The sequence below is a fragment of the Roseovarius sp. MMSF_3350 genome, from assembly GCF_030733425.1.
GTDB lineage: Bacteria > Pseudomonadota > Alphaproteobacteria > Rhodobacterales > Rhodobacteraceae > Roseovarius.
In genome coordinates, this window is the sequence record NZ_JASHIZ010000011.1 from 119,113 (window position 1) to 144,191 (window position 25,079).

At 66.6% G+C, this 25,079-nt stretch carries 26 protein-coding genes; 16 read left to right on the forward strand and 10 right to left on the reverse strand.

Going from position 1 to position 25,079, the window contains the following annotated elements; all coding sequences use genetic code 11:
- Positions 1-162 precede the first annotated feature (162 nt).
- The 6 genes from RBB31_RS12155 to RBB31_RS12180 all read right to left on the reverse strand — a co-directional run bounded on the left by RBB31_RS12155 (position 163) and on the right by RBB31_RS12180 (position 6,215).
- The gene (locus RBB31_RS12155; protein ID WP_306129564.1) at positions 163-1,146 is read right to left on the reverse strand and encodes an NAD(P)H-quinone oxidoreductase; all 984 of its coding nucleotides are present in this window, start codon (positions 1,144-1,146) and stop codon (positions 163-165) included.
- A gap of 105 nt (positions 1,147-1,251) precedes the next feature.
- On the reverse strand, positions 1,252-1,995 hold the full coding sequence (locus RBB31_RS12160; protein WP_306129565.1) for a proteasome-type protease: 744 nt from the start codon (positions 1,993-1,995) through the stop codon (positions 1,252-1,254).
- 12 nt (positions 1,996-2,007) lie between these two features.
- A complete protein-coding gene (locus tag RBB31_RS12165; RefSeq protein WP_306129593.1) occupies positions 2,008-2,805 on the reverse strand; it encodes a transglutaminase family protein in 798 nt (265 codons plus the stop codon).
- Positions 2,806-2,809: 4 nt separating this feature from the next.
- Entirely contained in the window at positions 2,810-3,751 is a 942-nt protein-coding gene (locus RBB31_RS12170) for an alpha-E domain-containing protein (protein ID WP_306129566.1), read from the reverse strand.
- A gap of 4 nt (positions 3,752-3,755) precedes the next feature.
- Positions 3,756-5,180 carry a circularly permuted type 2 ATP-grasp protein gene (locus tag RBB31_RS12175; RefSeq protein WP_306129567.1) on the reverse strand — a complete coding sequence of 475 codons (1,425 nt, stop codon included), beginning with the start codon at positions 5,178-5,180 and terminating at the stop codon, positions 3,756-3,758.
- Positions 5,181-5,300: 120 nt separating this feature from the next.
- Complete coding sequence (locus RBB31_RS12180; protein WP_306129568.1) at positions 5,301-6,215, reverse strand: LysR family transcriptional regulator; 915 nt, start codon at positions 6,213-6,215, stop codon at positions 5,301-5,303.
- Positions 6,216-6,328: 113 nt separating this feature from the next.
- Here RBB31_RS12180 and RBB31_RS12185 point away from each other — a divergent pair, with 113 nt between their 5' ends.
- Genes RBB31_RS12185 through RBB31_RS12195 form a run of 3 tightly spaced genes read left to right on the forward strand, consistent with a single transcriptional unit; the run spans position 6,329 to position 8,859 of the window.
- Positions 6,329-7,261, forward strand: a complete 933-nt coding sequence (locus tag RBB31_RS12185; RefSeq protein WP_306129569.1) for a ring-cleaving dioxygenase — start codon at positions 6,329-6,331, stop codon at positions 7,259-7,261.
- A gap of 4 nt (positions 7,262-7,265) precedes the next feature.
- Complete coding sequence (locus RBB31_RS12190; protein ID WP_306129570.1) at positions 7,266-7,868, forward strand: alpha/beta hydrolase; 603 nt, start codon at positions 7,266-7,268, stop codon at positions 7,866-7,868.
- Positions 7,869-7,887: 19 nt separating this feature from the next.
- Positions 7,888-8,859 carry a pirin family protein gene (locus tag RBB31_RS12195; RefSeq protein ID WP_306129571.1) on the forward strand — a complete coding sequence of 324 codons (972 nt, stop codon included), beginning with the start codon at positions 7,888-7,890 and terminating at the stop codon, positions 8,857-8,859.
- A 66-nt stretch (positions 8,860-8,925) separates the two neighbouring features.
- Here the strand turns inward: RBB31_RS12195 and RBB31_RS12200 are convergent, their stop codons facing one another.
- Together RBB31_RS12200 and RBB31_RS12205 are read right to left on the reverse strand one after the other, a co-directional pair.
- Positions 8,926-10,269: a YihY family inner membrane protein gene (locus RBB31_RS12200; RefSeq protein WP_306129572.1), complete on the reverse strand. Its 1,344-nt coding sequence runs from the start codon at positions 10,267-10,269 to the stop codon at positions 8,926-8,928.
- A gap of 227 nt (positions 10,270-10,496) precedes the next feature.
- Positions 10,497-12,092, reverse strand: coding sequence for a GMC family oxidoreductase (locus tag RBB31_RS12205; protein ID WP_306129573.1), 1,596 nt, complete (start codon positions 12,090-12,092; stop codon positions 10,497-10,499).
- A gap of 105 nt (positions 12,093-12,197) precedes the next feature.
- Here RBB31_RS12205 and RBB31_RS12210 point away from each other — a divergent pair, with 105 nt between their 5' ends.
- The 7 genes from RBB31_RS12210 (at position 12,198) to RBB31_RS12240 (ending at position 19,390) form a co-directional block, all read left to right on the forward strand.
- The gene (locus RBB31_RS12210; RefSeq protein WP_306129574.1) at positions 12,198-13,430 is read left to right on the forward strand and encodes a TRAP transporter substrate-binding protein; all 1,233 of its coding nucleotides are present in this window, start codon (positions 12,198-12,200) and stop codon (positions 13,428-13,430) included.
- Between the two features lie 101 nt (positions 13,431-13,531).
- Positions 13,532-14,200 carry a TRAP transporter small permease gene (locus RBB31_RS12215; RefSeq protein ID WP_306129575.1) on the forward strand — a complete coding sequence of 223 codons (669 nt, stop codon included), beginning with the start codon at positions 13,532-13,534 and terminating at the stop codon, positions 14,198-14,200.
- The gene (locus RBB31_RS12220) at positions 14,200-15,558 is read left to right on the forward strand and encodes a TRAP transporter large permease (protein WP_306129576.1); all 1,359 of its coding nucleotides are present in this window, start codon (positions 14,200-14,202) and stop codon (positions 15,556-15,558) included. Before RBB31_RS12215 ends, RBB31_RS12220 begins: the two co-directional genes overlap by 1 nt.
- A gap of 12 nt (positions 15,559-15,570) precedes the next feature.
- On the forward strand, positions 15,571-16,344 hold the full coding sequence (locus RBB31_RS12225; RefSeq protein WP_306129577.1) for an IclR family transcriptional regulator: 774 nt from the start codon (positions 15,571-15,573) through the stop codon (positions 16,342-16,344).
- A 16-nt stretch (positions 16,345-16,360) separates the two neighbouring features.
- The gene (gene hisD, locus RBB31_RS12230) at positions 16,361-17,668 is read left to right on the forward strand and encodes a histidinol dehydrogenase (RefSeq protein ID WP_306129578.1); all 1,308 of its coding nucleotides are present in this window, start codon (positions 16,361-16,363) and stop codon (positions 17,666-17,668) included.
- A complete protein-coding gene (locus RBB31_RS12235) occupies positions 17,661-18,422 on the forward strand; it encodes an SDR family NAD(P)-dependent oxidoreductase (protein WP_306129579.1) in 762 nt (253 codons plus the stop codon). The genes hisD and RBB31_RS12235 overlap by 8 nt, the downstream gene beginning before the upstream one ends.
- On the forward strand, positions 18,419-19,390 hold the full coding sequence (locus RBB31_RS12240) for a zinc-binding dehydrogenase (RefSeq protein WP_306129580.1): 972 nt from the start codon (positions 18,419-18,421) through the stop codon (positions 19,388-19,390). Before RBB31_RS12235 ends, RBB31_RS12240 begins: the two co-directional genes overlap by 4 nt.
- Before the next feature lies 1 nt (position 19,391).
- Here the strand turns inward: RBB31_RS12240 and RBB31_RS12245 are convergent, their stop codons facing one another.
- Both RBB31_RS12245 and RBB31_RS12250 read right to left on the reverse strand, forming a co-directional pair.
- Complete coding sequence (locus tag RBB31_RS12245) at positions 19,392-19,799, reverse strand: rhodanese-like domain-containing protein (RefSeq protein WP_306129581.1); 408 nt, start codon at positions 19,797-19,799, stop codon at positions 19,392-19,394.
- A gap of 21 nt (positions 19,800-19,820) precedes the next feature.
- Entirely contained in the window at positions 19,821-20,042 is a 222-nt protein-coding gene (locus RBB31_RS12250; protein ID WP_306129582.1) for a hypothetical protein, read from the reverse strand.
- 136 nt (positions 20,043-20,178) lie between these two features.
- Between RBB31_RS12250 and RBB31_RS12255 the strand changes: the two genes are divergently transcribed.
- From RBB31_RS12255 to RBB31_RS12280, 6 genes are all read left to right on the forward strand, one after another.
- Entirely contained in the window at positions 20,179-21,102 is a 924-nt protein-coding gene (locus RBB31_RS12255; protein WP_306129583.1) for a hypothetical protein, read from the forward strand.
- A gap of 116 nt (positions 21,103-21,218) precedes the next feature.
- Complete coding sequence (locus tag RBB31_RS12260) at positions 21,219-22,172, forward strand: MoxR family ATPase (protein ID WP_306129584.1); 954 nt, start codon at positions 21,219-21,221, stop codon at positions 22,170-22,172.
- Entirely contained in the window at positions 22,169-23,071 is a 903-nt protein-coding gene (locus RBB31_RS12265; RefSeq protein ID WP_306129585.1) for a DUF58 domain-containing protein, read from the forward strand. Before RBB31_RS12260 ends, RBB31_RS12265 begins: the two co-directional genes overlap by 4 nt.
- Positions 23,068-23,430, forward strand: coding sequence for a hypothetical protein (locus tag RBB31_RS12270; protein WP_306129586.1), 363 nt, complete (start codon positions 23,068-23,070; stop codon positions 23,428-23,430). Before RBB31_RS12265 ends, RBB31_RS12270 begins: the two co-directional genes overlap by 4 nt.
- Positions 23,423-24,388, forward strand: coding sequence for a VWA domain-containing protein (locus tag RBB31_RS12275; RefSeq protein WP_306129587.1), 966 nt, complete (start codon positions 23,423-23,425; stop codon positions 24,386-24,388). The genes RBB31_RS12270 and RBB31_RS12275 overlap by 8 nt, the downstream gene beginning before the upstream one ends.
- Positions 24,385-25,079: VWA domain-containing protein (locus RBB31_RS12280; RefSeq protein WP_306129588.1), on the forward strand; the 695-nt coding region annotated here is incomplete at its 3' end. The genes RBB31_RS12275 and RBB31_RS12280, both read left to right, overlap by 4 nt.

Below are 25,079 nucleotides of genomic sequence, written 5' to 3' on the forward strand. Positions count from 1 at the left end.
CGGTATCGCGTCGGTATCCGAGTGGTACGGCGTCGGTGCCATTTTCCCGCCTTTCGGGCGTTAACAGGGCGACCGTTGCAAGACGCGCGGAAAAGTCTTCACAAGACTTTTGCCAAGACTTTTCAGAAAAGTCTTGTCGGAGGAGACGGCACGTCGGGCAGGTTACGGACGGAGCAGGATCTTGCCGCGATGGGTGGCAGATTCCATCAGCTCGTGGGCGGCCGTCGCCTCCTCGAAGGGGAAGACCTTGTGCGTGTAGGTGCCGACCGTGCCCTCGGCCAGCAGCGGCCAGACCTTTTCAAGAAGGTCCTGCGCCACGCGGGTCTTGAACGTGTCGGGGCGCGAGCGGAGGGTCGAGCCGGTATAGACGAGGCGCTTGAGCATTACCGGCATCAGATCGATTTCCATCTTCGAGCCGCCGTTGAACGCCAGCTGCACGATGCGGGCGTCGGCATGGGCGGCCTTGATGTTGCGGGCCACGTAATCGCCGCCGATGATGTCGAGGATCAGGTTCGCGCCGCCGGCCTCGCGCACGATGGGGACGAAATCCTCGGTCTTGAAGTCGATGGCGCGTTCGGCGCCGAGGTTGGTGACATAGTCGATGTCATCCTTGCCGGTGCATGTGGTGAAGACACGGCAATCCAGCGCCCGGCCCAGCTGGATGGCGGTGGAGCCGATGCCGCCGGCGCCGCCATGGACGAGCAGCAGGTCATTGGGGGCAGGGGGCCTGTCGAGAAAGAGATTGGACCAGACGGTGAAATAAGTTTCGCAAAGGCCCGCCGCGTCGGTTGCATCCATGCCCGCCGGGATGGGCAGACAGTGGGTGGCGTCGACCGCCACGTACTCGGCATAGCCGCCGCCATTGGTCAGGCCGCAGATCGCGTCGCCCACGGCCCAGCCCGAGACGTTGTCGCCAAGGGCCGCGACCTCGCCGGAGACTTCGAGGCCCAGCAGGTCGGACGCGCCCTTGGGCGGCGGGTAATGCCCGCGCCGCTGGACGAGGTCGGGGCCGTTGACGCCCGTGGCGGTGACCTTGATGAGCACTTCGGACGGCGCGGGTTCGGGAACGGGGCGTTCACCCACCTCCAGCACCTCGGGCTTGCCGGGTTCGCGCATTTCCACGGTTTTCATCGTCTCGGGCAGCATATGGATCTTCCTTTTCTGTCGGTTGACCCTGAATGTGCATTTATACCGGGGGGTTTCAACCGGATTGGCCGCGTGGTGGGTTTGCACCCACCCTACGGGAGGCGGCTAGCCGAGTTCCGACAGGTCGACGTCGGGCAGGCTGTCGAGGGCATTCTTCAGTGCCTCGCCCCAGCCCTCTGACACGGCATGGAAATAGGGGCTGTCGGCCTCTATCCGGCCGGTCTGGCCTATGGTCAGGCTGTCGGTTTCGTAGATGTGGAAATCGAAGGGCGCGCCCACGGTCAGGTTGGCCTTGAGCGTTGAATCGAAGCTGACGAGCAGGAGCTTCATCGCGGCCTCGAACGTCAGGGCGGGGTCGAAGGCGCGCACGAGGATGGGGCGGCCATACTTGGTTTCGCCCATCTGGAAGAAGGGCGTGTCGGAGCCGGCCTCGATGAAATTGCCCTCGGGGTAGATCAGGAAGAGGCGCGGCGGGCTGCCGGCGATCTGGCCGCCCAGCATGATCGTGGCGTTGAACGTGCCTTCGGCGCGCTGGCCGCTCTCGCCCGTGCGCTCGATCACCTCGCGCAGGGTATCGGCGACCATGCGCGCGGCCTGAAACAGCGAGGGCACGCCCAGGAGCGAGGGCGTGCGGTCGCCGGGAGACTTGGAGCGTTCGTCCAGCAGGCTGATCACGGATTGCGTGGTGGCGAGGTTGCCGGCTGAGAGCAGCGTGATGACCCGTTCGCCCGGGTTTTCCCAGCTTGTCAATTTCTTGAAGGTCGAGATGTTGTCGAGCCCGGCATTGGTGCGGGTGTCTGACATGAAAACGAGGCCCCGGTCGAGAACCATTCCCACGCAATATGTCATGCCCGTCCTTCGCTATTGTTGGGTGACGTCGATCTCGACCTCGAGACGTTCCTCGGGGCCGCCGATTCTGGTGCCTGTGATGGGCGCAGCATCCGCGTAATCGAGGCCCGTTGCAACGCGGACGTAGCGTGTGTCGGGGGAAATTCCGTTGGATATGTCAAAGCCGACCCAGCCCAGCGCGTCGACATGCGCCTCGGCCCAGGCGTGCATCGCCTCCTGCGCGGTGCGGTCGTCGAGCATCAGGTAGCCCGAGACGTAGCGGGCGGGAAAGCCCATGGCGCGGGCGCAGGCGAGAAAGATGTGGGTGTGGTCCTGGCAGACGCCCTTGCCGTGGGTGATCGCGTCCTCGGCAGACCAGCTGGGCTCCGACGCGCCGACCTGAAAGGCGACGCTGTCGCGGATCGTCTGGCTGAGCGCGTGCAGGCGGTCGAGCGGGTCGGGCGCGTCGACCTTGCGGATGAGGGCGCGGGCGCCGGATTTGGCCTCGGTCCGCCTGGTGGCCTGTTCATAGAGCCAGAGCGGCGCGGGGCCGAGGTGCCGGCCCAGGACACCGCTGACATCCTCGAGCACCACTTCGCCCTGGCTGGTGACGGTCAGTTCGGTGGTGTCGCGGTCGAAGCTGACGAGTTCGACGGCGTTGTTGTGATGGTCGGTGAAGTCCGCCTCCTTGCGGCCGTTCTCGATGCTGGTGGTCCAGTTCAGAACCTGCTGGGCGCGCGTGGTCTTGGGCGTCTTGCGCAATTGTTGCAGGCCATAGGTCACGGGGCCGGAAAAGCTGTAACGCGTGGTGTGCTTGATGTGCAGGTGCATGGGGTCACTCATAGAAGCGGTACTCGCGTTCGATTTCCTGCGCGAGGTCGGCGAGAAGGGCGATGATCTCGGTGATGTATTCGTGCAGGCCGTATTCGAAGATCGCGTCGACCTCGTGGGCGAGGTATTTGCGGTTGATATAGTCGAGCTTCCTCATGGCGTCGGAGGGATGCGCGTTGCCGGCATTGAGGCTGCGCAGGTTTTCCTGAAGCTGGGCGGCGCAGAAGGCGAGGCTGCGGGGCAGGCGCTGGTCGAGGATGAGGAAATGGGTGATGTCGCGGGGGCCGGAATCGGCGCCGTATTCCATGCGGAATCCGCCGCGCGCCGCGACCGAGCGCAGGATGGTTTCCCATTGCACGTTATCCAGCGCCGAGCCCACCGCGCGGGCCGTGGGCAGCAGGACGTAGTATTTCACGTCGAGAATGCGTGCGGTGTTGTCGGCGCGTTCGAGGAAGGTGCCCAGCCGGGCGAAATCGTAGCGTTCGCCGCGCAGCATGGTGCCGTGGGTCATGCCGCGCACCAGCGAGGTGTTCTGACGCAGGGTGCGCAGGCAGCCGGGCAGGTCGCGCTCGGCCACCTGGCGGGAAAGGTTATCCTGGGCGTTCATGTAGGCGCTGTTGATCGCCTCCCACATGTCGCCGGTCAGCGCGGTGCGCACGAGCCGGGCGTTCTGCCGCGCGGAGCAGATGCAGGAATAGACCGACGAGCTGTTGCCCCGGTCGCGCAGAAGCCAGTTGATCGCGGCCTCCTTGGTGACCTCGCCCTTGGCCGCCTCGAAAGCGGGCCAGACGCCGGCGGATTGCAGGACCGAGCGCCATTCCGCCGCGCTGTCGCCCATGCGGGTCAGCGCGATGCGCTGGCCGGTCTCTATCAGGCGGGCGGTATTCTCGGCCCGTTCGAGGTAACGGAAGAGCCAGAAGAGGCCGTTTGCGGTTTTGCCGAGCATCGCGTCAGTCCTCCAGCACCCAGGTGTCCTTGGTGCCGCCGCCCTGCGACGAGTTCACCACCAGCGAGCCTTTCTTGAGCGCCACGCGCGTCAGCCCGCCCGGCGTGACCTGGATGCCGTTCGGGTTGACCAGCACGAAGGGGCGCAGGTCGACATGCCGGGGGCTGAGACCCTTGGCGGTGAAGGTGGGCACCGTCGACAGGCTGAGCGTGGGCTGGGCGATGTAGTTCGAGGGCCGGGCGTCGAGTTTCCGGGCGAAGTCGGCGATTTCCTTTTTCGAGGCGGCGGGCCCCACGAGCATGCCGTAGCCGCCGGAGCCGTGGACCTCTTTGACAACCAGTTCGGCGAGGTGTTCGCGGACGTAGGCCAGATCGTCCGCCTCGGAACAGCGCCAGGTGGGGACATTGGGCAGAAGCGGCTGCTCGCCGGTGTAGAACTCGACGATCTCGGGCATGTAGGAATAGATCGCCTTGTCGTCGGCGATGCCCGTGCCGGGCGCGTTGGCGATGGTGATGCCGCCGGCGCGGTAGACATCCATGATGCCCGCGACGCCAAGCTGGCTGTCGGGATTGAAATTGAGCGGATCGAGGAAGTCGTCATCGACGCGGCGGTAGAGCACATCGATGGGTTTGTAGCCACAGGTCGTGCGCATGGCGACACGGCCGTCGACCACGCGCAGGTCATGGCCCTCGACCAGTTCGACGCCCATCTGATCGGCCAGGAAGGCGTGCTCGAAATAGGCGGAGTTGTAGATGCCGGGGGTCAGCACGGCCACGACGGGCGCGTCCTTGGTGCCCGCGGGCGCGCAGGCAGCCAGTGACCGGCGCAGGTTCGTGGGGTAGTTCTGCACCGGCTGGACGCGGTTGCGGGAAAACAGCTCTGGGAACATCTGGAGCATGGTTTCGCGGTTTTCCAGCATGTAGCTGACGCCCGAAGGGGTGCGGGCATTGTCCTCGAGCACGAAGAATTCGCCCGGGCCGGTGCGCACGATGTCGATACCGACGATATGGGTATAGACGCCGCCCGGGGGTTCGACCCCGATCATGTGGGGCAGGAAGGCGTCGTTGCGGGCGATCATCTCGGCGGGCAGGCGCCCGGCCTTCACGATTTCCTGCTTGTGATAGATGTCGTGCAGGAAGGCGTTGATCGCGCGCACGCGCTGTTCGATGCCGCGCGACAGCTTGAAGAATTCGTTGCCCGACAGGATGCGGGGGATGATGTCGAAGGGGATCAGCCGTTCCTCGGCCTCGGCGCGGCCATAGACGTTGAAGGTGATGCCGGTGAGGCGGAAGAGGTCCTCGCACTCTCTCTGCTTGGCGCGCAGGCGGGAGGGGTCCTCGGCGTCGAACCATTGGTGGAACGTCGCATAGGGGTCGCGCAGGGTCTTCTCGGTGCCCCACATTTCGTCGAAGAAAGGGTCTGATGGCATGTTCACCTCCGGCATTTCATAGAAGCAGGCAGGCGCGAAGCTGGCAAGATAGTGGTTTGCAGCCCGGTGAGCGCGTTATGCTAAGAGGCGGGAACTGCTGGATTTTTGTGCAAGGCCGGTTCAGGTGAAACGAAAGAAGACCGGCGCGGTGCGGCGGATGTAATCCTCGAAGAAGGTGGTGAAGGTGGCCACCAGCGGGGGAAACGCCTCGTAGGGCGGGTAGAAAAGCGTGAGCCAGAGGGGCGTGACCTGCCAGTCGGGCATCAGGATCGTGACCTCGCCCGAGGCCAGCCCGTCGGCCACGAGGAAATCGGGCAATACGGTGATTCCCTGGCCGTGGCGGGCCATCTGGTAGAGCAGATCGCCATTGTTGGTGATCAGGCTGCTGCCTGCCTGGACGCTGCGCTGGGCCTGGTCGCGGGTGAACTCCCACGTCTCGGGCGTGCCGGTGGCGCTGTGGGACAAGCACAGCTCGCGGAGCAGGTCGGCAGGATCGGCGGGGGGCGCGGTGTCGGCAAAGAGGGACGGGGCGGCGACGGCGTGGCGCGGCACCTCGCAGATCTTGCGCCAGATGGTGGATTTGTCGGATGGCGGGCCGGAGATGCGGATCGAAAGGTCGTAAGGGTCTTCGATGATGTCGACGAAGCGGTCGGTCAGGGTGACGCCGAGGTCGATCCTTGGGTAGGCGTCGCGGAAGGCGGCGATAAGGCCCGGCATCAGGCGCAGGCCCAGCGACATGGGCGCGTTGAGCCGCAGGCGGCCCTGGTCGGGATGGGCCGCGTGCATCAGCGCGTCGGTTGTGGCGTCCAGCTCGGTCAGCAGGGGACGATAGCGGGCGGCCACCACGGCGCCGGCATCGGTGAGGGAGACCTTTCGGGTGGTGCGCAGGAGAAGCTGCTGGCCGAAGCTGTCTTCGAGCTTCGCGATGATCCGTGTGACGCTGGAGGGCGTCATGTCGAGCGCACGGGCGGCGGCGGCAAAGCTGCGGCGCTCGGCCACTTCGAGGAAGACGCGGATGGGCTTGATATCCTGCATGGGGCAATTATTGCACCATATGCAATAGTATATGCAAGTTTGTTGCTATTCTCCTGAGTGGCTCTTTGCTCCAGATTGCACGGTAACGAAGGATCAACCGAAAGGGCTGTATCATGATTACCGAGATCAAGGGCCTGCACCACGTCACGTCGATGGCGGGCGATGCCAATGAGAATAACGCGTTCTTTACCAAGGTGCTGGGTTTGCGCCGGGTGAAGATCACGGTGAATTTCGACGCGCCGGAGGTGTATCACCTGTACTTCGGCGACGAGGTCGGCACGCCGGGGGCGGTGATGACGACCTTCCCCTTTGGCCAGATGCCGCGCGGCACGCGGGGCGTGGGCGAAGTGGGCGTGACCGAATTCGCGGTGCCGCATGGCGCGCTGGGCTATTGGAAAGACCGGCTGGCGGCGGCGGGCGTGACCGGGCTGGTGGAGGACACCGCCTTTGGCGAGAAGCGGCTGGGGTTTGACGGGCCGGACGGCGACGGGTTCGCGCTGGTCGAGACGGATGTGCGCGGGCGCACGCCCTGGACCGGGGCGGATGTGCCGGAAAGTGCCGCGATCCTGGGCTTTCACGGGGCCCGGTTTGCGCTGCGGGATGCGGATGCGACCGGCGAGCTGTTGCGCTTCATGGGGTATCAGAAGATGGACACCCAAGGCGACCTGACGCGGTACGTGGTCGAGGGCGGCAATGCCGCCGACACGATCGACCTGCAGGCGGCGCCCAGTGCCAAGGCGGCCCGTCAAGGTGCGGGATCGGTGCATCACATCGCGTTCTCGGTCGAGGACCGGGCGACGCAGCTGGAGGTGCGCAAGCGGCTGGTGGACACAGGGTACGACGTGACGCCGGTGATCGACCGCGACTATTTCTGGGCGATCTATTTCCGCACGCCGGGCGGTGTGCTGTTCGAGGTGGCCACCAACGAACCCGGGTTCGACCGGGACGAGGATACGGCGAACCTCGGCTCGGCGCTGCAACTGCCGGACCGCTACGAGCCGCACCGCGCCAAGATCGAGGCGCATCTGCCGAAGCTGGTGGAGTAGGGCGATGGCGCTGGACCTTTACCATGCCAAGACGCGGGCGCCGGACGCCGGCGCGCCGCTGATCTTTGCCTTTCACGGCACGGGCGGGGACGAGACGCAGTTCTTTGACCTTGTGCGGCAGGTCAACCCCGGGGCGGGCATCGTCTCGCCCCGGGGAGACGTGTCGGAGCACGGCGCGGCGCGGTTTTTCCGGCGCACGGGCGAGGGGGTCTATGACATGGACGACCTGGCGCGGCGCACGCAAGCGATGGTGCGGTACATCGAGGCGCAGAAGGCGGCGCATCCGGGCGTGGACACGTATGGCTTTGGCTATTCCAACGGGGCGAATATACTGGCCTCGGTGATGATGGCGCGGCCGGAGTTGTTTGACCGGGTGGGGCTGCTGCATCCGCTGATCCCGTGGGAGCCGGAGCCGGTCGCGGGCTTGGCAGGGCGACACGTGCTTGTCACGGCGGGACGGCAGGATCCGATCTGTCCGTGGCCGCTGAGCGCGCGACTCATCGAATGGCTGGCGGCGCAGGGCGCGGAGGTCGAGACGGTGATCCATGAGGGCGGGCACGAGATACGGCCCGAAGAATTGCAGGCGCTGGCGCGTCTTTTGACCTGAGCGAAACAAGGAGAGCGAGATGAGCTGGAACCCGACGCAGAACCCCGAGTGTCCCGATGCCGGGGGATTTGACGGTATAGAGACGCTGATCATCCCGCGGGCGCGGGATCTGGGGGGCTTCGAGGTGCGGCGCGCGCTGCCGAGCCCCGAGCGGCAGATGGTCGGCCCATTCATCTTTTTCGACCAGATGGGGCCGGCGGAGTTCATCACCGAAGGCGGTATCGACGTGCGGCCGCATCCGCATATCGGCTTGGGGACGGTGACGTATCTCTATCAGGGCGAGTTCGAGCATCGCGACAGCCTGGGCACGCACCAGATGATCTATCCCGGCGAGGTGAACTGGATGCTGGCGGGGCAGGGCGTGACCCACTCGGAACGCACGAGCGAAGAGACGCGGGGCACGCGGCACAAACTGTTCGGGATACAGACGTGGATTGCCTTGCCCGAGGACCGCGAGGACATGGCGCCGGAGTTCGAGCATCACAAGGAAGCGGCGCTGCCGTTCCTGAACGATAGCGGGGCGGAGGTGCGCCTGATCCTGGGGACGGGCTGGGGCGAGAGAAGCCCGGTGACGATGCAATCGGAGATCTTCTATGCCGATGCGGTGCTGGCGCCGGGGGCAAGCTTTCCCCTGCCCGACGATCACGAGGACCGGGGGCTGTATGTCACGCAAGGCAGCGTGGAGATCGCGGGCGAGGTGTTCGAGGCGGGCCGGATGATGGTGTTCCGACCGGGCGACCGGATGAGCGTCAAGGCTGGACCGCAAGGCGCGCGGGTGATGGCGCTGGGCGGGGAAACCTTCAACGGGCCAAGATATATCTGGTGGAACTTCGTGTCCTCGGACGTGGAGAAGATCGAGGCGGCCAAGGCGGCGTGGAAGGCCGCGGACTGGGACGGAGGGCCGTTCAGGCTGCCGCCGGGGGATACGGACGAGTTCATTCCCATCACCGAGGACATGGAGCGGATGAAGGTGAAGCAGCCCAAGGGATAGGGGCGATTTGGGGGGCGATGTCCCGGACCGGGGCCGGGACGGTGGGGTGGAACCCCACCCTACGCCTCAGTAAAGTTTGATCGCGCCGGAGGTTTCCTCGGGTTCGGGGTCGCGGCCCGCGATGACGGAGGCAATGGATCGGTTCAGGATATTGTCCTCGGCCTCGCGCAGGCGGATCAGCAGCTCGGGCAGCGTTCCGGTCGTGTCGGCCACGTTCTCCAGCGCAGGTCGATCGGCGAGATCGCGGGTGCGCCCCAGGCTGAGGCCGATGTCGCGGGCGAGTTCGGCTATGGTAACCCGGTGCAGATCGCGCGAAAGGCACAGCCGGCCGTCCTCGGTCTCGACGATGTAGTTGGCCTCGAGCAGGGCTTCGAGCGTGGCGTCGCGGGACAGCAGCGGCACGGATTCTGCCAGTTCGTCCTGGCTGAGCGATTGGCCTTTCGGCGCCAGCCGGACCAGCGCGGCGAGGAGCGCGACGGCGACTTGCAGCGTCTCGGCCGGGGTGAGGGGGGTGCCCGATAGCATGTCGCGCCGCCGCCACCAGTCGGGGAAGGACGCGGTGAGCACCGCCCCGAGGATGATCACCGTCCAGGACGAGTAGACCCAGATCAGGAAGATCGGAAAGACCGCGACGGCCCCGTAGATCGTGGAATAGGTCGCCGAGGAGGTGACGAACGTGTTGAAGCCCCATTGCAGGAGCTGAAAGGCGATGGCGGCGAAGACGCCGCCGATCAGGGCGTTGCGCACCTTGACCTGCACGGCGGGCACGACGCAGTAGAGCAGGGTGAAGACGATGGTGGTGTTGATCAGCGCCAGCGCCTCGCGCGGCCAGTCCGAGCGCAGGTTGAGCGCGGGAAGGTAGCCGGTGTCCTTGGCCCAGTCCTGAAGCGGGCGCATCACGTCTGTGGTGAGCGTGAAGCTGGCCCCGATCAGCAGCGGGCCCATGGTCAGCACCGCCCAGAACGTCAGCAGGCGGACCATCAAGGGCCGGGGCCGGGCGACGCGCCAGATGCTGTTGAGCGTGGCCTCGATCGTGGACAGCAGCAGGACGGCGGTGACCGGCAGGGCAATGATGCCCGCGACGGTCAGCTCGCTGGCGTTGCTGGTGAAATCCGAGATGTAGGTGCGCACGTCCGAGCCGACCTCGGGGATGAGGATGCCGAAGAACATTTCCTGCATGCGGATCTTCACGGGGTCGAAGGCGGGAAAGCCCGAGAGCACGGCGAAGGCGATCACCAGGAGCGGCACGAGGGCGAGCAGGGTGGAATAGGTGAGCGCGCCCGCCGCAAGAATGAGGCCGTCGTTCACGAAGCGGCGCATGGCAAAATAGAAGAAGCTGCCGATATCGCGCAGGATGTCGAGCGGGCGGGTCTCGCGCCAGTAGTCCAGACGGGATTTCGAGCGTGCCATGTCAATGCGTTATCATAGGTCCGGGCCGGCGTCTTTCAATCGGGTGGCGCGGCGGTGGGGTTTTCCGGACGGCGTGGGTTTTGGGACACCTGCAGGTTGAGGTCCCGGATCAAGTCCGGGACGGGGCGCCGGTTGGCAGAGAGGCCCCGGTTCGGTTCGGGATGGCGACGAGGGGTCGTGGTTTTTTCACCCACCAAAGGTGGGTTTTCACCCACCCCACGCGGGGATTACGCGTCCTCCAGCACGAGGTCGGCGCATTTCTCGCCGATCATGATGGCGGGGGCGTTGGTGTTGCCCGAGACGATTTCCGGCATGATCGAGCAATCGGCCACGCGCAGCCCCGAAACCCCGTGCACGCGCAGGCGGGCGTCGACCACGGCGTTCGCGTCGTCGCCCATCTTGCAGGTGCCCGTCGGGTGGTAGATCGAGACCGAGTTGTTGCGGGCCCAGTCGAGCGTGGCCGCGTCGTCGTTCATGTCGAGGTCGGCAGTTGGCCGGAACTCTTCGGCGATCTTGGTGGAGAGCGGCGCGTGGCGGGCGATGCGGCGGGCAATCTTGACGCCTTCGGTAAGGGTGCGGCAGTCGAGATCGGTCGACAGGTACTTAGGGTGAATCCTGGGATAGGTCCTGGGGTCGGGGCCGTTAAGGCCGATCTCGCCGCGGCTTTCGGGGCGCAACTGGCAGACCGACATGGTGAAGGCCGAGAAGGGATGCACGCCGGTGCCGGGGCTGTCGGCGGACCAAGGCTGGACGTGGAACTGGATGTCGGGAGTTTCGACATCGGGGCGGGTTTTCAGGAAGCCGGTGGCGAGGCTGGCGGCCATGGTCATCGGGCCGGCGCGGAAGAGCGCGTATTTGAGCGCGATGCGGGCCTGCGAGGCGAGGCTGCGCACCTCGTCATTCAGCGTGGGTTCGTTGCACTTGAAGACAAGGCGCGCCTGCAAGTGGTCCTGCAGATTGCGACCCACGCCGGGCAGGGCCTGGCGTGGGGTGATGCCGTTCTCCTTGAGGTGCTCGGGGTCGCCGAGGCCCGACAGCATCAGGATCTGCGGGCTGTTGATGGCGCCGCCCGACAGGATGACCTCGCGGTTGGCGCCGATGGTCTGAAGCTGGCCGCCCTTGTCGCGGTATTCGACACCGGTCGCGCGCTTGCCGTCGAAGAGCACGCGGGTGACCTGGGCGTGGGTGACGATGTTCAGGTTCCTGCGGTCGCGGATGGGCTTGAGATAGGCAACTGCCGCGCTGCACCGGCGGCCGTTGCGGGTGGTGAGCTGGAAATAGCCCACGCCCTCTTGCTCGGCGCCGTTGTAATCGGGGTTGAACGGATAGCCCGCCGTCTGGGCGGCGGCGACCCAGGCGTCGCAGATGGGGCGCTGGATGCGCATGTTGGAGACCGACAGGGGGCCCGCGTCGCCGTGCCAGGCATCCGCGCCGCGCTCGTTGTTCTCGGCCCGCTTGAAGAGGGGCAGCACGTCGTCCCAGCCCCAGCCCGCGTTGCCCATCTGGCGCCAGCGGTCGTAATCCTGCGGCTGGCCGCGGACGTAGAGAAGCCCGTTGAGCGAGGAGGACCCGCCTAGAACCTTGCCGCGCGGCCAGTCGATGGCGCGGCCGTTGAGGCCGGGGTCGGGCTCGGTCTTGTAGCACCAGTCGACGGTGGGATTGTGCATGGTCTTGAAGTAGCCGACGGGGATGTGAATCCACGGATTGCGGTCGGGCGGACCCGCCTCGAGCAGGGTGACGCGCACATTGGGGTTCTTGCTGAGCCGGTTGGCCACGACGCAGCCCGCAGAGCCCGCGCCGACGATCACGTAATCGGTATCCACCAGTTTTCCTCCCGCTTCTTAAAAAAACCCTATGCAGAACGGGAAAGCTATTCTAGTGTTTTTTGAAACGATACGTCTCAAAAGTTGTCAAAATGGGAGGATTAAATGGCAATTTATGACCGAGTGAAGGGCGTTTCGCGCCGGGATTTTTTCAAGATTGCGGGGACTTACGGCATGAGTTCGACGCTCATGGCGGCGGGCGCGTTTGGGGGTGCAATGACGGCGGCGAACCTGGCGCGTGCGGCGGAATCGACCTATGAGAAGCGATTCTCGAAAGAGGCGAAGCACACGCTGAAGTTGGGCGCGGCGGGGTTCAACCCGCAGAACCTGCTGATCGAACGGGCGGGCGTGCTGGACTTTGCCCGCGACCTGGAGGCGCGGACGGACGGGGAGATCCGGATCGAGTTCATCGGGAATAACCAGATCTGCAACCAGCTGAGCTGTGTCGAGAAAACCCAGCAGGGCATCACCGACATGTTCGCGGCCTCGACCCAGAACTCGGCCGGGGGTGCGCCTTACCTGAACGTGCTGGATTATGCCTACATGTTCCGCAGCCGGGCGGATCAGTATTATTTCCTGTATCATCCCAAGAGCGTGGAAATCCTGCGCGACCCGCTGGAAAAACGCCACGGGCTGAAGTTCCTGTTCAGCCATGCGGAGCTGCGTGGCATCCAGCTGGGCCTGTCGTGGGAAGACAAGCCGACGGTGACCAAGCTGGAGGAGCTGTTCGGCACCAAGAACCGCGTGACCGGCACGCAGCTGGGCCGGATCGCGATGAACGCGCTGAACCTCAATCCGGTGCCGATCGCGTGGGAAGAGACGCTCGATGGTCTGAAGCAGGGCTTGATCGACGGGGCGGAGACCTGGGCCTCGGCGGTGGCTTATGCCAACATGTCGCCGGTGGTCAGCCAGTGCGTGGACCTCAAGTTCTTCTGCGGGACAGAGCACACGGCGATGAGCGCATCGGTCTTCGACAGCCTGGACGGCGCGTTGCAGGACGCGGTGATGGAATCGGCCTATTACGCGCAATCCTACGTGCAGGCGGCGAACGAGGCCGCGCTGGTCAACACGGTGGGCTTCAGCCATCCGCACCAGGGGCCCGATACGATATTCGCACAGAACAACGTGCGGGTCGCGGCGTTGCCGGAGGAGGAGATCAGGAAGGCCGAGGAAATGTGCTCTCCCGAGTTCCAGCCGCAGCTGTGGGAACAGTGGCGCGAGCGGCTGAACAGCTGGGCCGGTGGCATCGACACCTACCAGGAGATCTATGACACCGTGCGCGAGCATGACGTGGCGCTGGCCGAGAATGTCGAGCCGCGGCGCTGGTGGAAAGGCTGACGCTTCCTTAGACATCATGGTGCCGGCCCCCGTGGTGGGGCCGGCAGCAACCAGTCCGAGACCGGCGGCGCACGCCGGCGCAACGACAACGGGAGGATGCCATGTCGATCATGACCGACGTGGGAGAGATTTTTTCGGCCGTCGCCTCGAATGACGCCTGGATGATTCGGGAATCGCTGCAATCGAATGCCGCATGGTACCTGGGCACGGTCGTTGCGCTGGTGGGCGGGCTGGCGCTGGCGGCGATGTACCGCGCGCTGCCCTTCGTCGAGCGGCACCTGGAGCGCACGATCATGGTGGTGGCCTACTTGGCGGTGGCGCTGATCATCTTCTGGGGCGTGATCGACCGCTTCGTCTTTTCCAGCCAGCTGCCGTGGTCGACGACGATCCCGCCCTTGCTGTTCATGATCATGGCCTGGTTCGGGGCGACCTATAATGTGGCCCTGCGCACCCATCTGAGCTTTTCCGAATTCCGCAGCCGGATGCCGCGCGCGGGGCAGTTCGCCTGCCTGATGTTGGACGCGGTGCTGTGGTTCGCCTTTTCGGTGATCGTGATGGTCACCACCGCGCGGGCCACCGCGCTGTCGGCGTCGAATTTCCAGATCGTGCTGGGCACGGACAACACTTTGCAGTGGTGGTTCCTGATCACCGCGCCGATCGCGTTCCTGCTGATGGCGGCGCGGACGTTCCAGAACCTGTTCGAGGATATTTCCAACTGGCGCTCGGGGCGGCCGCTGATCAAGCAGGCCGTGATCGGGGGGGATGTGTGATGACCGACGGGACCCTCATTACGCTGATTTCACTGGGCGTGACGTTCCTGTTCATCCTGGGCGTGCCAGTGTTCCTGGTGATCGCCTACTGGGTGATCGGGTGCAGTTTCGTGCTGGACCTGACGCTGGACAACCTGGGCGCGGAACTGCTGAACGTGTTCAACAAGGGGTTCGCTCTGTTGGCGATGCCTCTGTTCATCCTGACGGGGGATTTGATCAACAAGTCGGGGATCGCGCGACGATTGTCCGATTTCGCCTATGCCTGTCTGGGCTGGTTGCGCGGTGGCTTGGCCATGGCGAGCCTTGGGGCGTGCGGGCTGTTCGCGGCCATTTCGGGGTCGAACTCGGCCACGACGGCGACCATAGGCTCGATGCTGCATCCCGAAATGGTGAAGGGCGGCTATGACGAGCGCTTTTCAGCTGCCACGGCGGCTGCGGGCGGCACGGTGGGGATCATCATCCCGCCCTCGATCATCTTCATCGTCTACGGGTTCCTGATGAACCTGCCGATCTCGGACCTGTTCGTGGCCGGCATCCTGCCCGGGGCGCTGATGGTCATCGGCATGCAATTCGCCTGCTGGATCATCTGCCGGATGAACGGCTGGGGGTATCTGATCCCGCTGCAACTGAACCGGGTTCTGAAAACCGCGTTCGGGGCCTGGCTGGGGTTCTTTGCCATCGGGCTGGTGCTGTGGGGCATCTATACCGGCAAGTTTTCCCCGACCGAGGCGGCGGGCGTGACGGTGGGGTTCTGCATCATCGCGGGCCTGCTGAGCTGGGTGGTGAGCCGCATGTTCCGGCTGGACGGGACGAAGCCGTGGAACGAGAAATCGTACCTGTCTATGCTGGTGGTGGAAGGTTTCACCATCCCCGAGATCCCGGGCATCGTCATGCGCTCGGCGCAGATCACGGGCATCCTGGCGCCGCTGATTGCCATCTCGGTGGTGATGCAGCAGATCCTGTCACTGCTGGGCGCGCAGGAGGTGATCGGCGATTTCCTGACCTCGATGGGGGGCTACTATCCGGTGCTGTTCACCGCGATGCTGATCGTGTTCTTTTCGGGCATGATCCTGGAATCGCTGCCGGTCACGATCATCCTTGCGCCTATTCTTGCGCCGATTGCCGCGGGCGTGGGTGTCGACCCGGTGCATTTCTCGGTGATCTTCCTGGTGGGGGCATCCATCGGGTTCATCACGCCGCCTTACGGGCTCAACCTCTATGTGGCGTCGGGGGTGACGGGGGTGCCATACTTCAGGCTGCTGAAGTATACTGTACCGTATCTCGTTGCCTTGATCAGCGTCTGGGTTCTTGTTTCGCTGGTGCCCGACCTGGCCCTGGCGCTGTTGCCGAACAGGTAGGAAAGACGTGTCATGCCCGACGACCAGTCAAAGGACGGAAAGTACCTGATCCCCACCAACCTGCGCTTGCTGGTGCTGTTGGAGGAAGTGGCGAAGGCGGGCGTGCCGGTGGCGCCGTCGACGCTGGTGGCGGCCCTTGGGTTGCCGAAGCCGACGGTGCATCGGCTGCTGGCGACGGCAGAGGCGGAAGGGTACCTGCAAAGGGATGTGGACGGGCGGTCGTTCGGGCCGGGCAAGCGGCTGCGGACGCTGTCGATCAATACGCTGTCGTCGCAGCGTATCCGCACCGAGCGGCTGATGATCATGAAGGCGCTGGCCGAGGATGTGGGCGAGACCTGCAACCTGGCAGCACCCGGGCGCTACGGGATGGTGTACCTGGACCGGGTCGAGACGCATTGGCCGCTGCGCATCCAGCTGCCGGTGGGCACGCAGGTGCCGTTCAACTGCACCGCCAGCGGCAAGATGTACCTGTCGTCGCTGCGCACCGACAAGCTGGCGCGGCTGTTGCAGAACCTGGAGATGCCGCGGCGGACCGAGCGATCGCTGACCGATCCGGAGGCGTTGATGGCCGAGCTGGCGCGGATCCGTGAGCGGAACTACTCGACCGACAACGAGGAGTTCATGGATGACATGACGGCGGTTGCAGTGCCGATCCGCGACGATCAGAACCGGCTTGTGACGACGCTGTCGCTGCATTCGCCGATCCAGCGGCGGAATCTTCCGGACCTGGAGGAATACCTGCCCCGCCTGCGCGAAGCGGCGCGGCAGCTGGAAGAATTGATCTGAGGGAGGGCCGGAAGGCATGGCGCGGGACTATCTGAAGACGGCGAAACTGACCTCGCGCTCGGGCGCGTCGGATGTTCATGCGACGGTGCAGGGCATCCTTGACGCCATCGAGGCGGGCGGGGACGCCGCCGCGCTGGAATACGCTGGCAAGTTCGACCAGTACGAGGGCAGCATACTGCTGTCGGAGGAAGAGATCGCGGCGGCCTCTGCGCTGGTGCCGGAAAAGCTGAAGCAGGACATCGCGTTCGCCCATGACAACGTGCGGCGGTTCGCCGAGCGACAGAAGGCGACGGTGGCGGACGTGGAGCTGGAGGTGGTGCCGGGGCTGGTGGCTGGCCAGAAGGCGATCCCGGTGGATGCCGCCGGTTGCTATGTGCCGGGCGGGCGGTACAGCCATATCGCCAGCGCCATCATGACGGTGACCACGGCCAAGGTCGCGGGGTGCAAGCATATCACCGCGTGCAGCCCGCCGCGCCCCGGCGTGGGCGTGGCGCCGGCGATCATCTATGCCGCGCATATCTGCGGCGCGGACAAGATCATGGCGATGGGCGGCGTGCAGGGGGTGGCGGCGATGACGTTCGGCCTGTTCGGGCTGCCGCCGGCGAATATCCTGGTGGGGCCGGGCAACCAGTTCGTGGCCGAGGCCAAGCGGATACTCTTCGGCCGCGTGGGCATCGACATGATCGCGGGGCCGACGGACAGTCTGATATTGGCGGACGGCAGCGCGGACGCGCATATCGTGGCGACGGACTTGGTCAGCCAGGCGGAGCATGGGTATAACAGCCCGGTGTGGCTGGTGACGGATGACCGGGCGCTGGCCGAGGCGGTGATGGACATGGTGCCGAAGCTGATCGACGACCTGCCGGAAGTGAACCGCGAGAATGCCACGGCGGCGTGGCGCGACTATGCCGAGGTGGTCGTCTGTGCCGACCGCGAGGAGATGGCGGCCTGTTCGGACGAGTATGCGCCCGAGCATCTGACGGTGCAGGCCGGGGACCTGGACTGGTGGCTGGGGCGGTTGACCTGCTATGGCTCGCTGTTTCTGGGCGAGGAGACCACAGTCAGCTATGGCGACAAGGCGGCGGGGACGAACCACGTGCTGCCGACCTCGGGCGCGGCGCGGTACACGGGCGGGCTGAGCGTGCACAAGTACATGAAGATCGTGACGTGGCAGCGGGCGACGCGGGAAGGCTCGAAGCCCGTGGCGCAGGCGACGGCACGGATTTCGCGGCTCGAGGGTATGGAAGGGCACGCGCGCGCGGCGGATGCCCGGCTGGCCAAGTATTTCCCCGGCGAGAATTTCGACCTGAGCGCGGATGGCTGACCCGCGCCGCCTGTTCGATCTGAGCGGGCGGGTGGCGTGCGTCACCGGGGCCAGCTCGGGGTTGGGGCAGAGGGCGGCGGAGGTGCTGGCCGCCGCTGGCGCGAAGGTTGTGGGCGTGGCGCGGCGAGAGGCGCCCTTGGCTGAGTGGGCCGGACGCGTTGGAAATGCTGCGGCCTATGTCGTGGGCGACGTGGCGGAGCGCGATGGGTTGCCGGGGCTGGTCGCGGAACTGTCCGCGCCGTTCGGGGCACCCGATATCGTGGTGCACGCGGCGGGGGTGAACACGCGGGAAGCGGCGGATGACGTGACGCCCGAGGGCTGGGACGCGACGCTGGCGCTGAACCTGAGCGCGCCGTTTTTTCTCAGCCAGGCGCTGGTGCCGGCGATGAAGGAGAAAGGCTGGGGCCGGATCGTGAATTTCGCCTCGTTGCAGACGACGCGGGCTTTTCCCGGCGGTATCGCTTATGGTGCGACGAAGGGCGGAATCGCGCAGTTGACGCGGGCGATGGCCGAGGCGTGGTCGGGCTTTGGCATCACGTCGAACGCCATCGGGCCGGGATTTTTCCCGACCGAGCTGACGCAGGCCGTCTTTGGTGACGAGGCGCGGGCGGCACGCAACGCGGCGCAGACTTGTATCGGGCGCAACGGGCGGCTGGAGGATATCGACGGGCCGGTCCTGTTCCTGTGTTCGGATGCTAGTGCATATGTCACCGGGCAGGTGCTGATGGTGGACGGGGGGTTTACCGCGAAATGAAGGCATTGATCTATGACGCGCCCGAGCGGCTGGGGTTTCGGGAGGTGCCGGAGCCGGTGGCGGGCGCGGGTGAGCACCTGATACGGATCGAGGCGGTGGGGATCTGCGGCTCGGACATGCATGCCTACCTGGGCCAGGACGACCGGCGGCCCGCGCCGCTGATCCTGGGGCACGAGGCGGCGGGGGTGATCGTGGACGGGCCCGACGAGGGGCGGCGGGTCACGATCAATCCGCTGGTGACCTGCGGGGATTGCGCCGCCTGCATGGCGGGGCGCGAGAACCTGTGCGAGGCGCGGCAGATCATCTCGATGCCGCCGAGGGACGGCGCGTTCGCGCAATTCGTGGCGATGCCGGAGCGCAACCTTATCACCGTGCCGGAGGGCGTGCCGCTGGACCGCGCGGCGCTGGCGGAGCCCCTGGCGGTGAGTTGGCACGCGGTCAGACTTGGGCTGCAGGTTGTTCCCGGCCCCGACCGGGCCCTGGTGCTGGGCGGCGGGGCCATCGGGCTGGCCGCGGCGCTGGCCCTGACGGCGATGGGGGTGACGGGCGTGACGGTGGTGGAGCCGAACGCGGCGCGGCGGGATTTCCTGGCCGGTGTGTGCAGGGACCATGTCGTGGCCGAGGCCGACGGCCTGTTCGATATCGTGGTGGACGCCGTCGGCTATGCCGCGACGCGCACGGTGGCGTCGGCGCGGGCGCGGCCGGGCGGAGTGATCGTGCATGTCGGGCTGGGCGAGGATACGGGCGGCCTAGATATCCGGCGGATGACCTTGCAGGAGATCACCTTCATCGGGACCTATACCTATACGGACCAGGATTTCCGCGACACGGCGCAGGCGCTGTTCGACGGGCGGCTTGGGCGGGTGGAGTGGTTCGAGACAAGGGGCCTGGACGAAGGCGCGGCGGCGTTTGCCGACCTGCGGGCGGGCAAGGTGGCCGCGCCGAAAATCGTGCTGCGGCCCTGGTAGATCAGGCCTTGCTGTCTTCGGGAAACGCGACCGGGCCGCCCTGGTCGGCCCAGGTGGAGAACCCTTCGCGCAGGTGCGCGGCCTTGAACCCCATGTCCTGAAGCGTGGCGGTGGCCAGCGCCGAGCGCCAGCCGGAGGCGCAATGCAGCACGTAGCGCTTGCCCGGCTGGGCGAAGACGTCGCGGTGATAGGGGCTGTCGGGATCGATCCAGAATTCGAGCATCCCGCGCGGGGCGTGGACGCTGCCGGGGATGAACCCGCTGCGCTGGCGTTCGCGGATGTCTCGGATATCGACGATGACGACGTCAGGGTCGTCCAGCATCGCGATGAGGTCGGGTGTCTCGACTTCGTCGATGCGGGCGCGGGCGTCGGCGACCATCTGGGCGGCGGTGGTCTTGAGCTGGGGCATCGTAAATCCCTGGAACGTGGTTCAGCCGGTGGGCCGGGCATCGAGCCAGGCAAGCTGGTCGCGGATGAAATGCGGGTCGGTTTCCATGCGGATGAAAACCGCCGTCAGGGCGGCGACGGTCGGCGACATCTCATCTTCGGGGGTACCGTGGGGCATCAGGATTTCGCGGGTGCCGTCAGCGGCGACGGTCAGGGCGAACGTGTCCGCCGGGATCATGGTGCCGGTTTCGGAATGGTCTGGCATCTGGGACTCCTTTTCCGGGTCGAAGGGATAGGCGTTGAACGCCTGGTTGTCAAAATCCGGGCGGGACCGACAGATGGGCGGGATTTGTGGAAACGCCGGACTGACCGGTCTATGTTGCGCGATCAGGGGAGGTTCCATGCGCGTCGTTCGAATTGCTTTCATGCTGATCTTTGCCGGGCTGGCCGCGCAGGCGGACCAGCGCGAGGATTACCTCGACATGGCGCGGCGCGGCTGGAGTTACGAGCTGCGCACCACGATGATCGGGCGGGACATGGAGATCCCGGTGCGGATCAACGGGCGCGACATGGCGGGCGCGGCGTTGTGCGTGGTGGGCGAGAAGCCCCATGCCGAGACCCGCGCGGTTCTGGATGCCTTTCGGGGGCTGATTGGCGACGTTTACGGCAAGCCGCTGCCGATGCGCTTTGCCGGGGACACGGCGCAGGGCTGTGGGGCGGGGCGGGTCGTGTTGTTGCGGCTCTATTCCGGGCGGCCGCCGAACCGGGCGCTGTCGGCCGACGTGGAGTGGATGAACAGCGCCTTCGGGCTGGGTCTGCCAAGGGGGCGGGATTATGCGGCGATGTCGCCGGCGATGGCGCAGACGTTCTTTGGCCACCTGGGGCAGGTCACGCATATCATGGTCAAGCAGCCGGGGCCGTCGAGCCCTGGAAACCTGGAGCGGAAGTTCTATCGCTCGATCCTGGTGGAGGAGCTGTACCAGTCCTTCACCTTCGGAATGGATGTGCTGAAATTCGACCGAAAGGCGCAGTTCGTGTCGAAATTGCAGGAATTTCCGGTAAACATGGGCCGGATGCCTTGGAGTTCGCGCGGATTCATGCGGGCGATCCTGGGGTCCAACCCGGTGGGGCTGTGCCGGTTCGACGTGTTCATGCTGCACGCGGTGGCGCAATCGCCGGGGGCCCAGACCAACTCGGCCGAGTTCATCGATTTCATCGACGCGAATTACGAGCGGCTTGATGCGCTGGGCGCGGAGAGTTTTGCCGACGCGCGGTTCGCGCCGCTGATGGACCCGGATTGCGCGGCGGACCGGACGGTGCGCTAGGGCGGCGGTCGAAGGCGGTTAAGACTTTCGGTTAGGTAGGCGGCGACGGGCGGCTTGGCCTAGCGTTGATCTGACGCAGGGCGCGGGCAAGCGTCGTGTTTCGGGGAGGACAGGATGTGCTGAAAGAGGCCGGCCAGCGCGATATCGCGGGATTGTTGCAGCAACTTGGGAATGGGCTGATCGGGCACGAGAGCCTGATCGAGCGGATGACGATCGCGCTGTTGACCGGGGGGCATCTTCTGGTGGAAGGCGCGCCGGGGCTCGCCAAGACGCGGGCGGTGAAATGTCTGGCGAAGGCGGTGGAAGGATCGTTCGCGCGGATTCAGTGTACGCCCGACCTGATGCCTGCCGACCTGACCGGCACGCCGGTCTACAAGCCCGGGGACGGCAGTTTCGAGTTCGTGAGGGGGCCGGTGTTTCACAACCTTGTCTTGGTGGACGAGATCAACCGGGCGCCGCCCAAGGTGCAGTCGGCGCTGCTGGAGGCGATGGGCGAGGGGCAGGTCACGGCGGGCAGCGAGACGCACGGGCTGCCCGACCCGTTCCTGGTGGTGGCGACGCAGAACCCGATCGAGCATGAAGGCACCTTTCCGTTGCCCGAGGCGCAGCTGGACCGGTTCCTGCTGCATGTGGTGCTGGACCTGCCGGATCTCGAGACCGAGCGGGCGATCCTGAACCTTGTCGAGGCCGAGACGCATGGCGAGGCGGTGGTGTCCGACGCGACGATCAGCCAGCAGAGCCTGAAGGAGGCGCAGAAGGCGGTGGCGGATGTGCACCTGGCCGCGGAGTTGCGTGACTATATCGTGCGGCTGGTCATGGCGACGCGGGGTGGCGAACTGGCCGGGGATATCCAGCACGCGGTGTCGCCGCGCGGCACGCTGGCGCTGGCAGCCTCAGCGCGGGCGCGGGCGTTCCTGAAGGGCCGCGACCATGCGCTGCCCGAGGACGTGGCGGCATTGGCGCCGGACGCGCTGGCGCACCGGATGGTGCTGAGCTGGCGGGCCATGGCCGAGGGGCGGCGTGCGCGGGACGTGGTGGCGGAGATCGTCAAAGCGGTGGAGCCGCTGTGAGTGCCGCGCTGGAGCAGCCGGGGGTCCGGCTGGCCGCCGGGGACCTGATTGCGCTGCGCGCCCATGCGCTGACCGGGCCGGGCGGGGCGGAGCAATGCGCCACGCTGCCGGGCGGGCACGCGACGCGGGTCAAGGGCCAGGGGATCGAGGTGGCGGATATCCGGGATTACCTGCCCGGCGACGACATCCGGCACCTGGACCGGGCCAGCACGGCGCGGACGGGCAAGCTGCATGTGCGGCAGTTCCAGGCGGAACGGGACCGGGTGCGCTACCTGGTGGCGGATATGCGCAGCGAGATGTTGTGGGGGCTGCGGCGCGCGCTGTTGTCGGTGGCCGCCGCCGAGGCGCTGGTGCTGGATGCCTGGCCGCTGGTCGAAGAGGGCGGGCGCGTCGGCCTGCTCGCGGTGACGGACCTGGACGTGACGGTGGTGCCGCCACGGGGGCGTATCAGAGGGATGCTGGATGTGATCGGCGGGCTGGTGGAGGCCCATTCACGGGCGCTGGAGGATGCGGCGCGGGACAAGGGTGCTGCCGGCGGGGCGCTGTCGCTGGACCGGGCGCTGCACCGGCTGGAACGGCTGGCGCCGTCGGGGGCGGAGATCGTCATCGCCTCGGGGTTCGATGCGCCGGGCGAGGAGTTGGTGAAGGTGCTGGACGGGTTGGGGCAGCGGCGCGCCATACGGCTGCTGCTGGTGTCCAACACCGATGCGCTGCCGGCGGGGCGGTATCCGGTCAGATTGGCCGATGGACGACGGGCGAACTTGCGGATCGGTGTGAATGACGCGGTGCCGACGATGGTGCGGATCGCGGGGCGCGAGGCGCTGGTGGTGGATGCGGGCGCGGACCCGCGCGATACGGCGCGGGTGCTGATCCGCTATCACGACGAGCGCGCGGCATGAGCAGGGAACCCCTTTCGGAGGCCGCGATGCGCGAGAGCCTGCTGGATATACGGTTGCCACCGGGGGGCGCATTGGACGCGGTGGCGGATGTGCTGGTGTCGGCGGGGCTGGCGGGGTGTGTGGCGCTGGCGGTGGTTGGCCTCATGCGGCTGGCGTTCATGCGACGGCGCGGCGCCGTGACACCGGGAGTTGAGGCGCGGATCGCCGCGCTGGCGGAGTTGCCCGAGGATGCCCGGCGGGTGGGTCTGCTGCATCTGCTGAAGGAGGTGGCGCCGGAGCGGTATGATGCGTTGCGCCCCAACCTCTATCGGCGGGACGCGGAGATCGACGTGGAGGCGGAGGTCAGGGGGCATGTTTGAGCTGGCGCAGCCGCTGGCGCTGCTGTCGCTGCCGCTGCCGTGGCTGGTGCAGCGGTTCATGGCGGCGCGGAGCGTGGGCGGTCGCGCGCTGGTGCTGCCGCGCCGGGTGGGCGAGGAGTTGCTGGCGCGGGCACGGCGCGGTGGTGCAGGCGTGGCGGGGGTGCCGTTGCGCGATGGCGCCTTGTGGCTGGCCTGGGGGTTGCTGGTGGTGGCGCTCAGCGGCCCGCGCGACCTGGCGCCGGTGTCGGCGCTGAAGGTGTCGGGGCGGGACCTGGCGATTGCGCTGGACCTTTCGGGCTCGATGGTGCGGGACGATTTCGACCTCGACGGCCGGCAGGTGACGCGGCTGGAGGCGGTGCAGACCGTGGGCGCGGAGTTCGCGCGGCGGCGGGGGGGCGACCGGCTGGCGCTGATCGTGTTCGGCTCGGAGGCCTATTACGCGACGCCCTTCACTTTTGACATCGAGGCGGTGGCGCAGGAGATCGAGACCTCGGTGATCGGCATCTCGGGGCGGGCGACGAATATCTCGGACGGGCTGGGGCTGGCGCTGAAGCGGATGGGCGAGAGCGACGCGGCGAGCAAGGTGGTGATCCTGCTGTCGGACGGGGTGAACAACGCGGGTGCGACGAAGCCGCTGGGCGTGGCGGAACTGGCCGCCCGGATGGGCGTGCGGGTGCATACGATCGCGCTGGGGCCGAAGGATCTGGAGAGCGCCGAGGAGGGCGAGCGCGGCGTGGTCGACGCGCGGACCTTGCGGGCGATTGCGGAGGTGTCGGGTGGCGAGAGTTTCCGGGTGCGCACGACCGAGGATCTGCAACAGGTGGCCGATGCGCTGGACCGGCTGGAGGCCAATGACAGCGACGGGCTGGCGGCCGAGGTCTATCGAGATTACTGGCCGTGGCCGGCCGCGGCGGCGGCGCTGTTGTGTCTATTCGTGATCGCGAGGGACCCGGCATGAGCCTGGACGTGACATTGCTGAGGCCCCTGTGGCTGTTGGCGCTGCCGGTATTGGCGGGGCTGGCGTGGTGGCTGTGGTCGCGGCGGCAGGGGCTGGGCGACTGGCAGCGGGTGGCGGACCCGGGCATGATCCGGGCGATGGCGGCGCTGGGCCGGGTCGAGGCGCAGGCGGGGCGCTCGGGCCTATGGGCCGGGATGGCGGTGCTGGTGATCGCGGTGCTGGCGCTGGCGGGCCCGGCGGTGGAGCGGCGGGACACGCCGAGTTTCCGCAACCTCGACGGTGTGCTGTTCGTGGTGGACGCTTCGAGCAGCGTGACGGAGGACGTGCGCTGGCCGCAGATGCAGGCGCTGGGTCGGTTCGGGCTGGCGCGTCTCGGGACGCGGCCCGGGGGGATCGTGGTTTACGGCGGGGATGCCTATCTGGCGACGGGGATGACGCTGGATCACGTGCAACTGGGGCAGACATTCTCGTTGATCGGCCCGGAGCTGGTACCGGACCCCGGCACGAGGCCCGCGCGGGCGCTGGCGCTGGCGGTGGCGCGGCTGGAGGAGGCAAAGATCATCGCGGGCGATGTGGTGCTGTTCACCGACGGGGCGGGGCTGGGGCCGGAGAGTTTGCGGCTGGCCGCACGGATGGATGAAATGGGCGCGCGGCTGTCGGTGGTCGGGATGGGCGGGGACCCGTCCTTCGC

What these genes read in the sequence shown, in the direction of transcription:
- RBB31_RS12155 (WP_306129564.1), bottom strand. Translation starts at nt 1,146, where the DNA reads ATGCTGCCCGAGACGATGAAAACCGTGGAAATGCGCGAACCCGGCAAG.
- RBB31_RS12160 (WP_306129565.1), bottom strand. Translation starts at nt 1,995, where the DNA reads ATGACATATTGCGTGGGAATGGTTCTCGACCGGGGCCTCGTTTTCATG.
- RBB31_RS12165 (WP_306129593.1), bottom strand. Translation starts at nt 2,805, where the DNA reads ATGCACCTGCACATCAAGCACACCACGCGTTACAGCTTTTCCGGCCCC.
- RBB31_RS12170 (WP_306129566.1), bottom strand. Translation starts at nt 3,751, where the DNA reads ATGCTCGGCAAAACCGCAAACGGCCTCTTCTGGCTCTTCCGTTACCTC.
- RBB31_RS12175 (WP_306129567.1), bottom strand. Translation starts at nt 5,180, where the DNA reads ATGCCATCAGACCCTTTCTTCGACGAAATGTGGGGCACCGAGAAGACC.
- RBB31_RS12180 (WP_306129568.1), bottom strand. Translation starts at nt 6,215, where the DNA reads ATGCAGGATATCAAGCCCATCCGCGTCTTCCTCGAAGTGGCCGAGCGC.
- RBB31_RS12185 (WP_306129569.1), top strand. Translation starts at nt 6,329, where the DNA reads ATGATTACCGAGATCAAGGGCCTGCACCACGTCACGTCGATGGCGGGC.
- RBB31_RS12190 (WP_306129570.1), top strand. Translation starts at nt 7,266, where the DNA reads ATGGCGCTGGACCTTTACCATGCCAAGACGCGGGCGCCGGACGCCGGC.
- RBB31_RS12195 (WP_306129571.1), top strand. Translation starts at nt 7,888, where the DNA reads ATGAGCTGGAACCCGACGCAGAACCCCGAGTGTCCCGATGCCGGGGGA.
- RBB31_RS12200 (WP_306129572.1), bottom strand. Translation starts at nt 10,269, where the DNA reads ATGGCACGCTCGAAATCCCGTCTGGACTACTGGCGCGAGACCCGCCCG.
- RBB31_RS12210 (WP_306129574.1), top strand. Translation starts at nt 12,198, where the DNA reads ATGGCAATTTATGACCGAGTGAAGGGCGTTTCGCGCCGGGATTTTTTC.
- RBB31_RS12215 (WP_306129575.1), top strand. Translation starts at nt 13,532, where the DNA reads ATGTCGATCATGACCGACGTGGGAGAGATTTTTTCGGCCGTCGCCTCG.
- RBB31_RS12220 (WP_306129576.1), top strand. Translation starts at nt 14,200, where the DNA reads ATGACCGACGGGACCCTCATTACGCTGATTTCACTGGGCGTGACGTTC.
- RBB31_RS12225 (WP_306129577.1), top strand. Translation starts at nt 15,571, where the DNA reads ATGCCCGACGACCAGTCAAAGGACGGAAAGTACCTGATCCCCACCAAC.
- hisD (WP_306129578.1), top strand. Translation starts at nt 16,361, where the DNA reads ATGGCGCGGGACTATCTGAAGACGGCGAAACTGACCTCGCGCTCGGGC.
- RBB31_RS12235 (WP_306129579.1), top strand. Translation starts at nt 17,661, where the DNA reads ATGGCTGACCCGCGCCGCCTGTTCGATCTGAGCGGGCGGGTGGCGTGC.
- RBB31_RS12240 (WP_306129580.1), top strand. Translation starts at nt 18,419, where the DNA reads ATGAAGGCATTGATCTATGACGCGCCCGAGCGGCTGGGGTTTCGGGAG.
- RBB31_RS12245 (WP_306129581.1), bottom strand. Translation starts at nt 19,799, where the DNA reads ATGCCCCAGCTCAAGACCACCGCCGCCCAGATGGTCGCCGACGCCCGC.
- RBB31_RS12250 (WP_306129582.1), bottom strand. Translation starts at nt 20,042, where the DNA reads ATGCCAGACCATTCCGAAACCGGCACCATGATCCCGGCGGACACGTTC.
- RBB31_RS12255 (WP_306129583.1), top strand. Translation starts at nt 20,179, where the DNA reads ATGCGCGTCGTTCGAATTGCTTTCATGCTGATCTTTGCCGGGCTGGCC.
- RBB31_RS12270 (WP_306129586.1), top strand. Translation starts at nt 23,068, where the DNA reads ATGAGCAGGGAACCCCTTTCGGAGGCCGCGATGCGCGAGAGCCTGCTG.
- RBB31_RS12275 (WP_306129587.1), top strand. Translation starts at nt 23,423, where the DNA reads ATGTTTGAGCTGGCGCAGCCGCTGGCGCTGCTGTCGCTGCCGCTGCCG.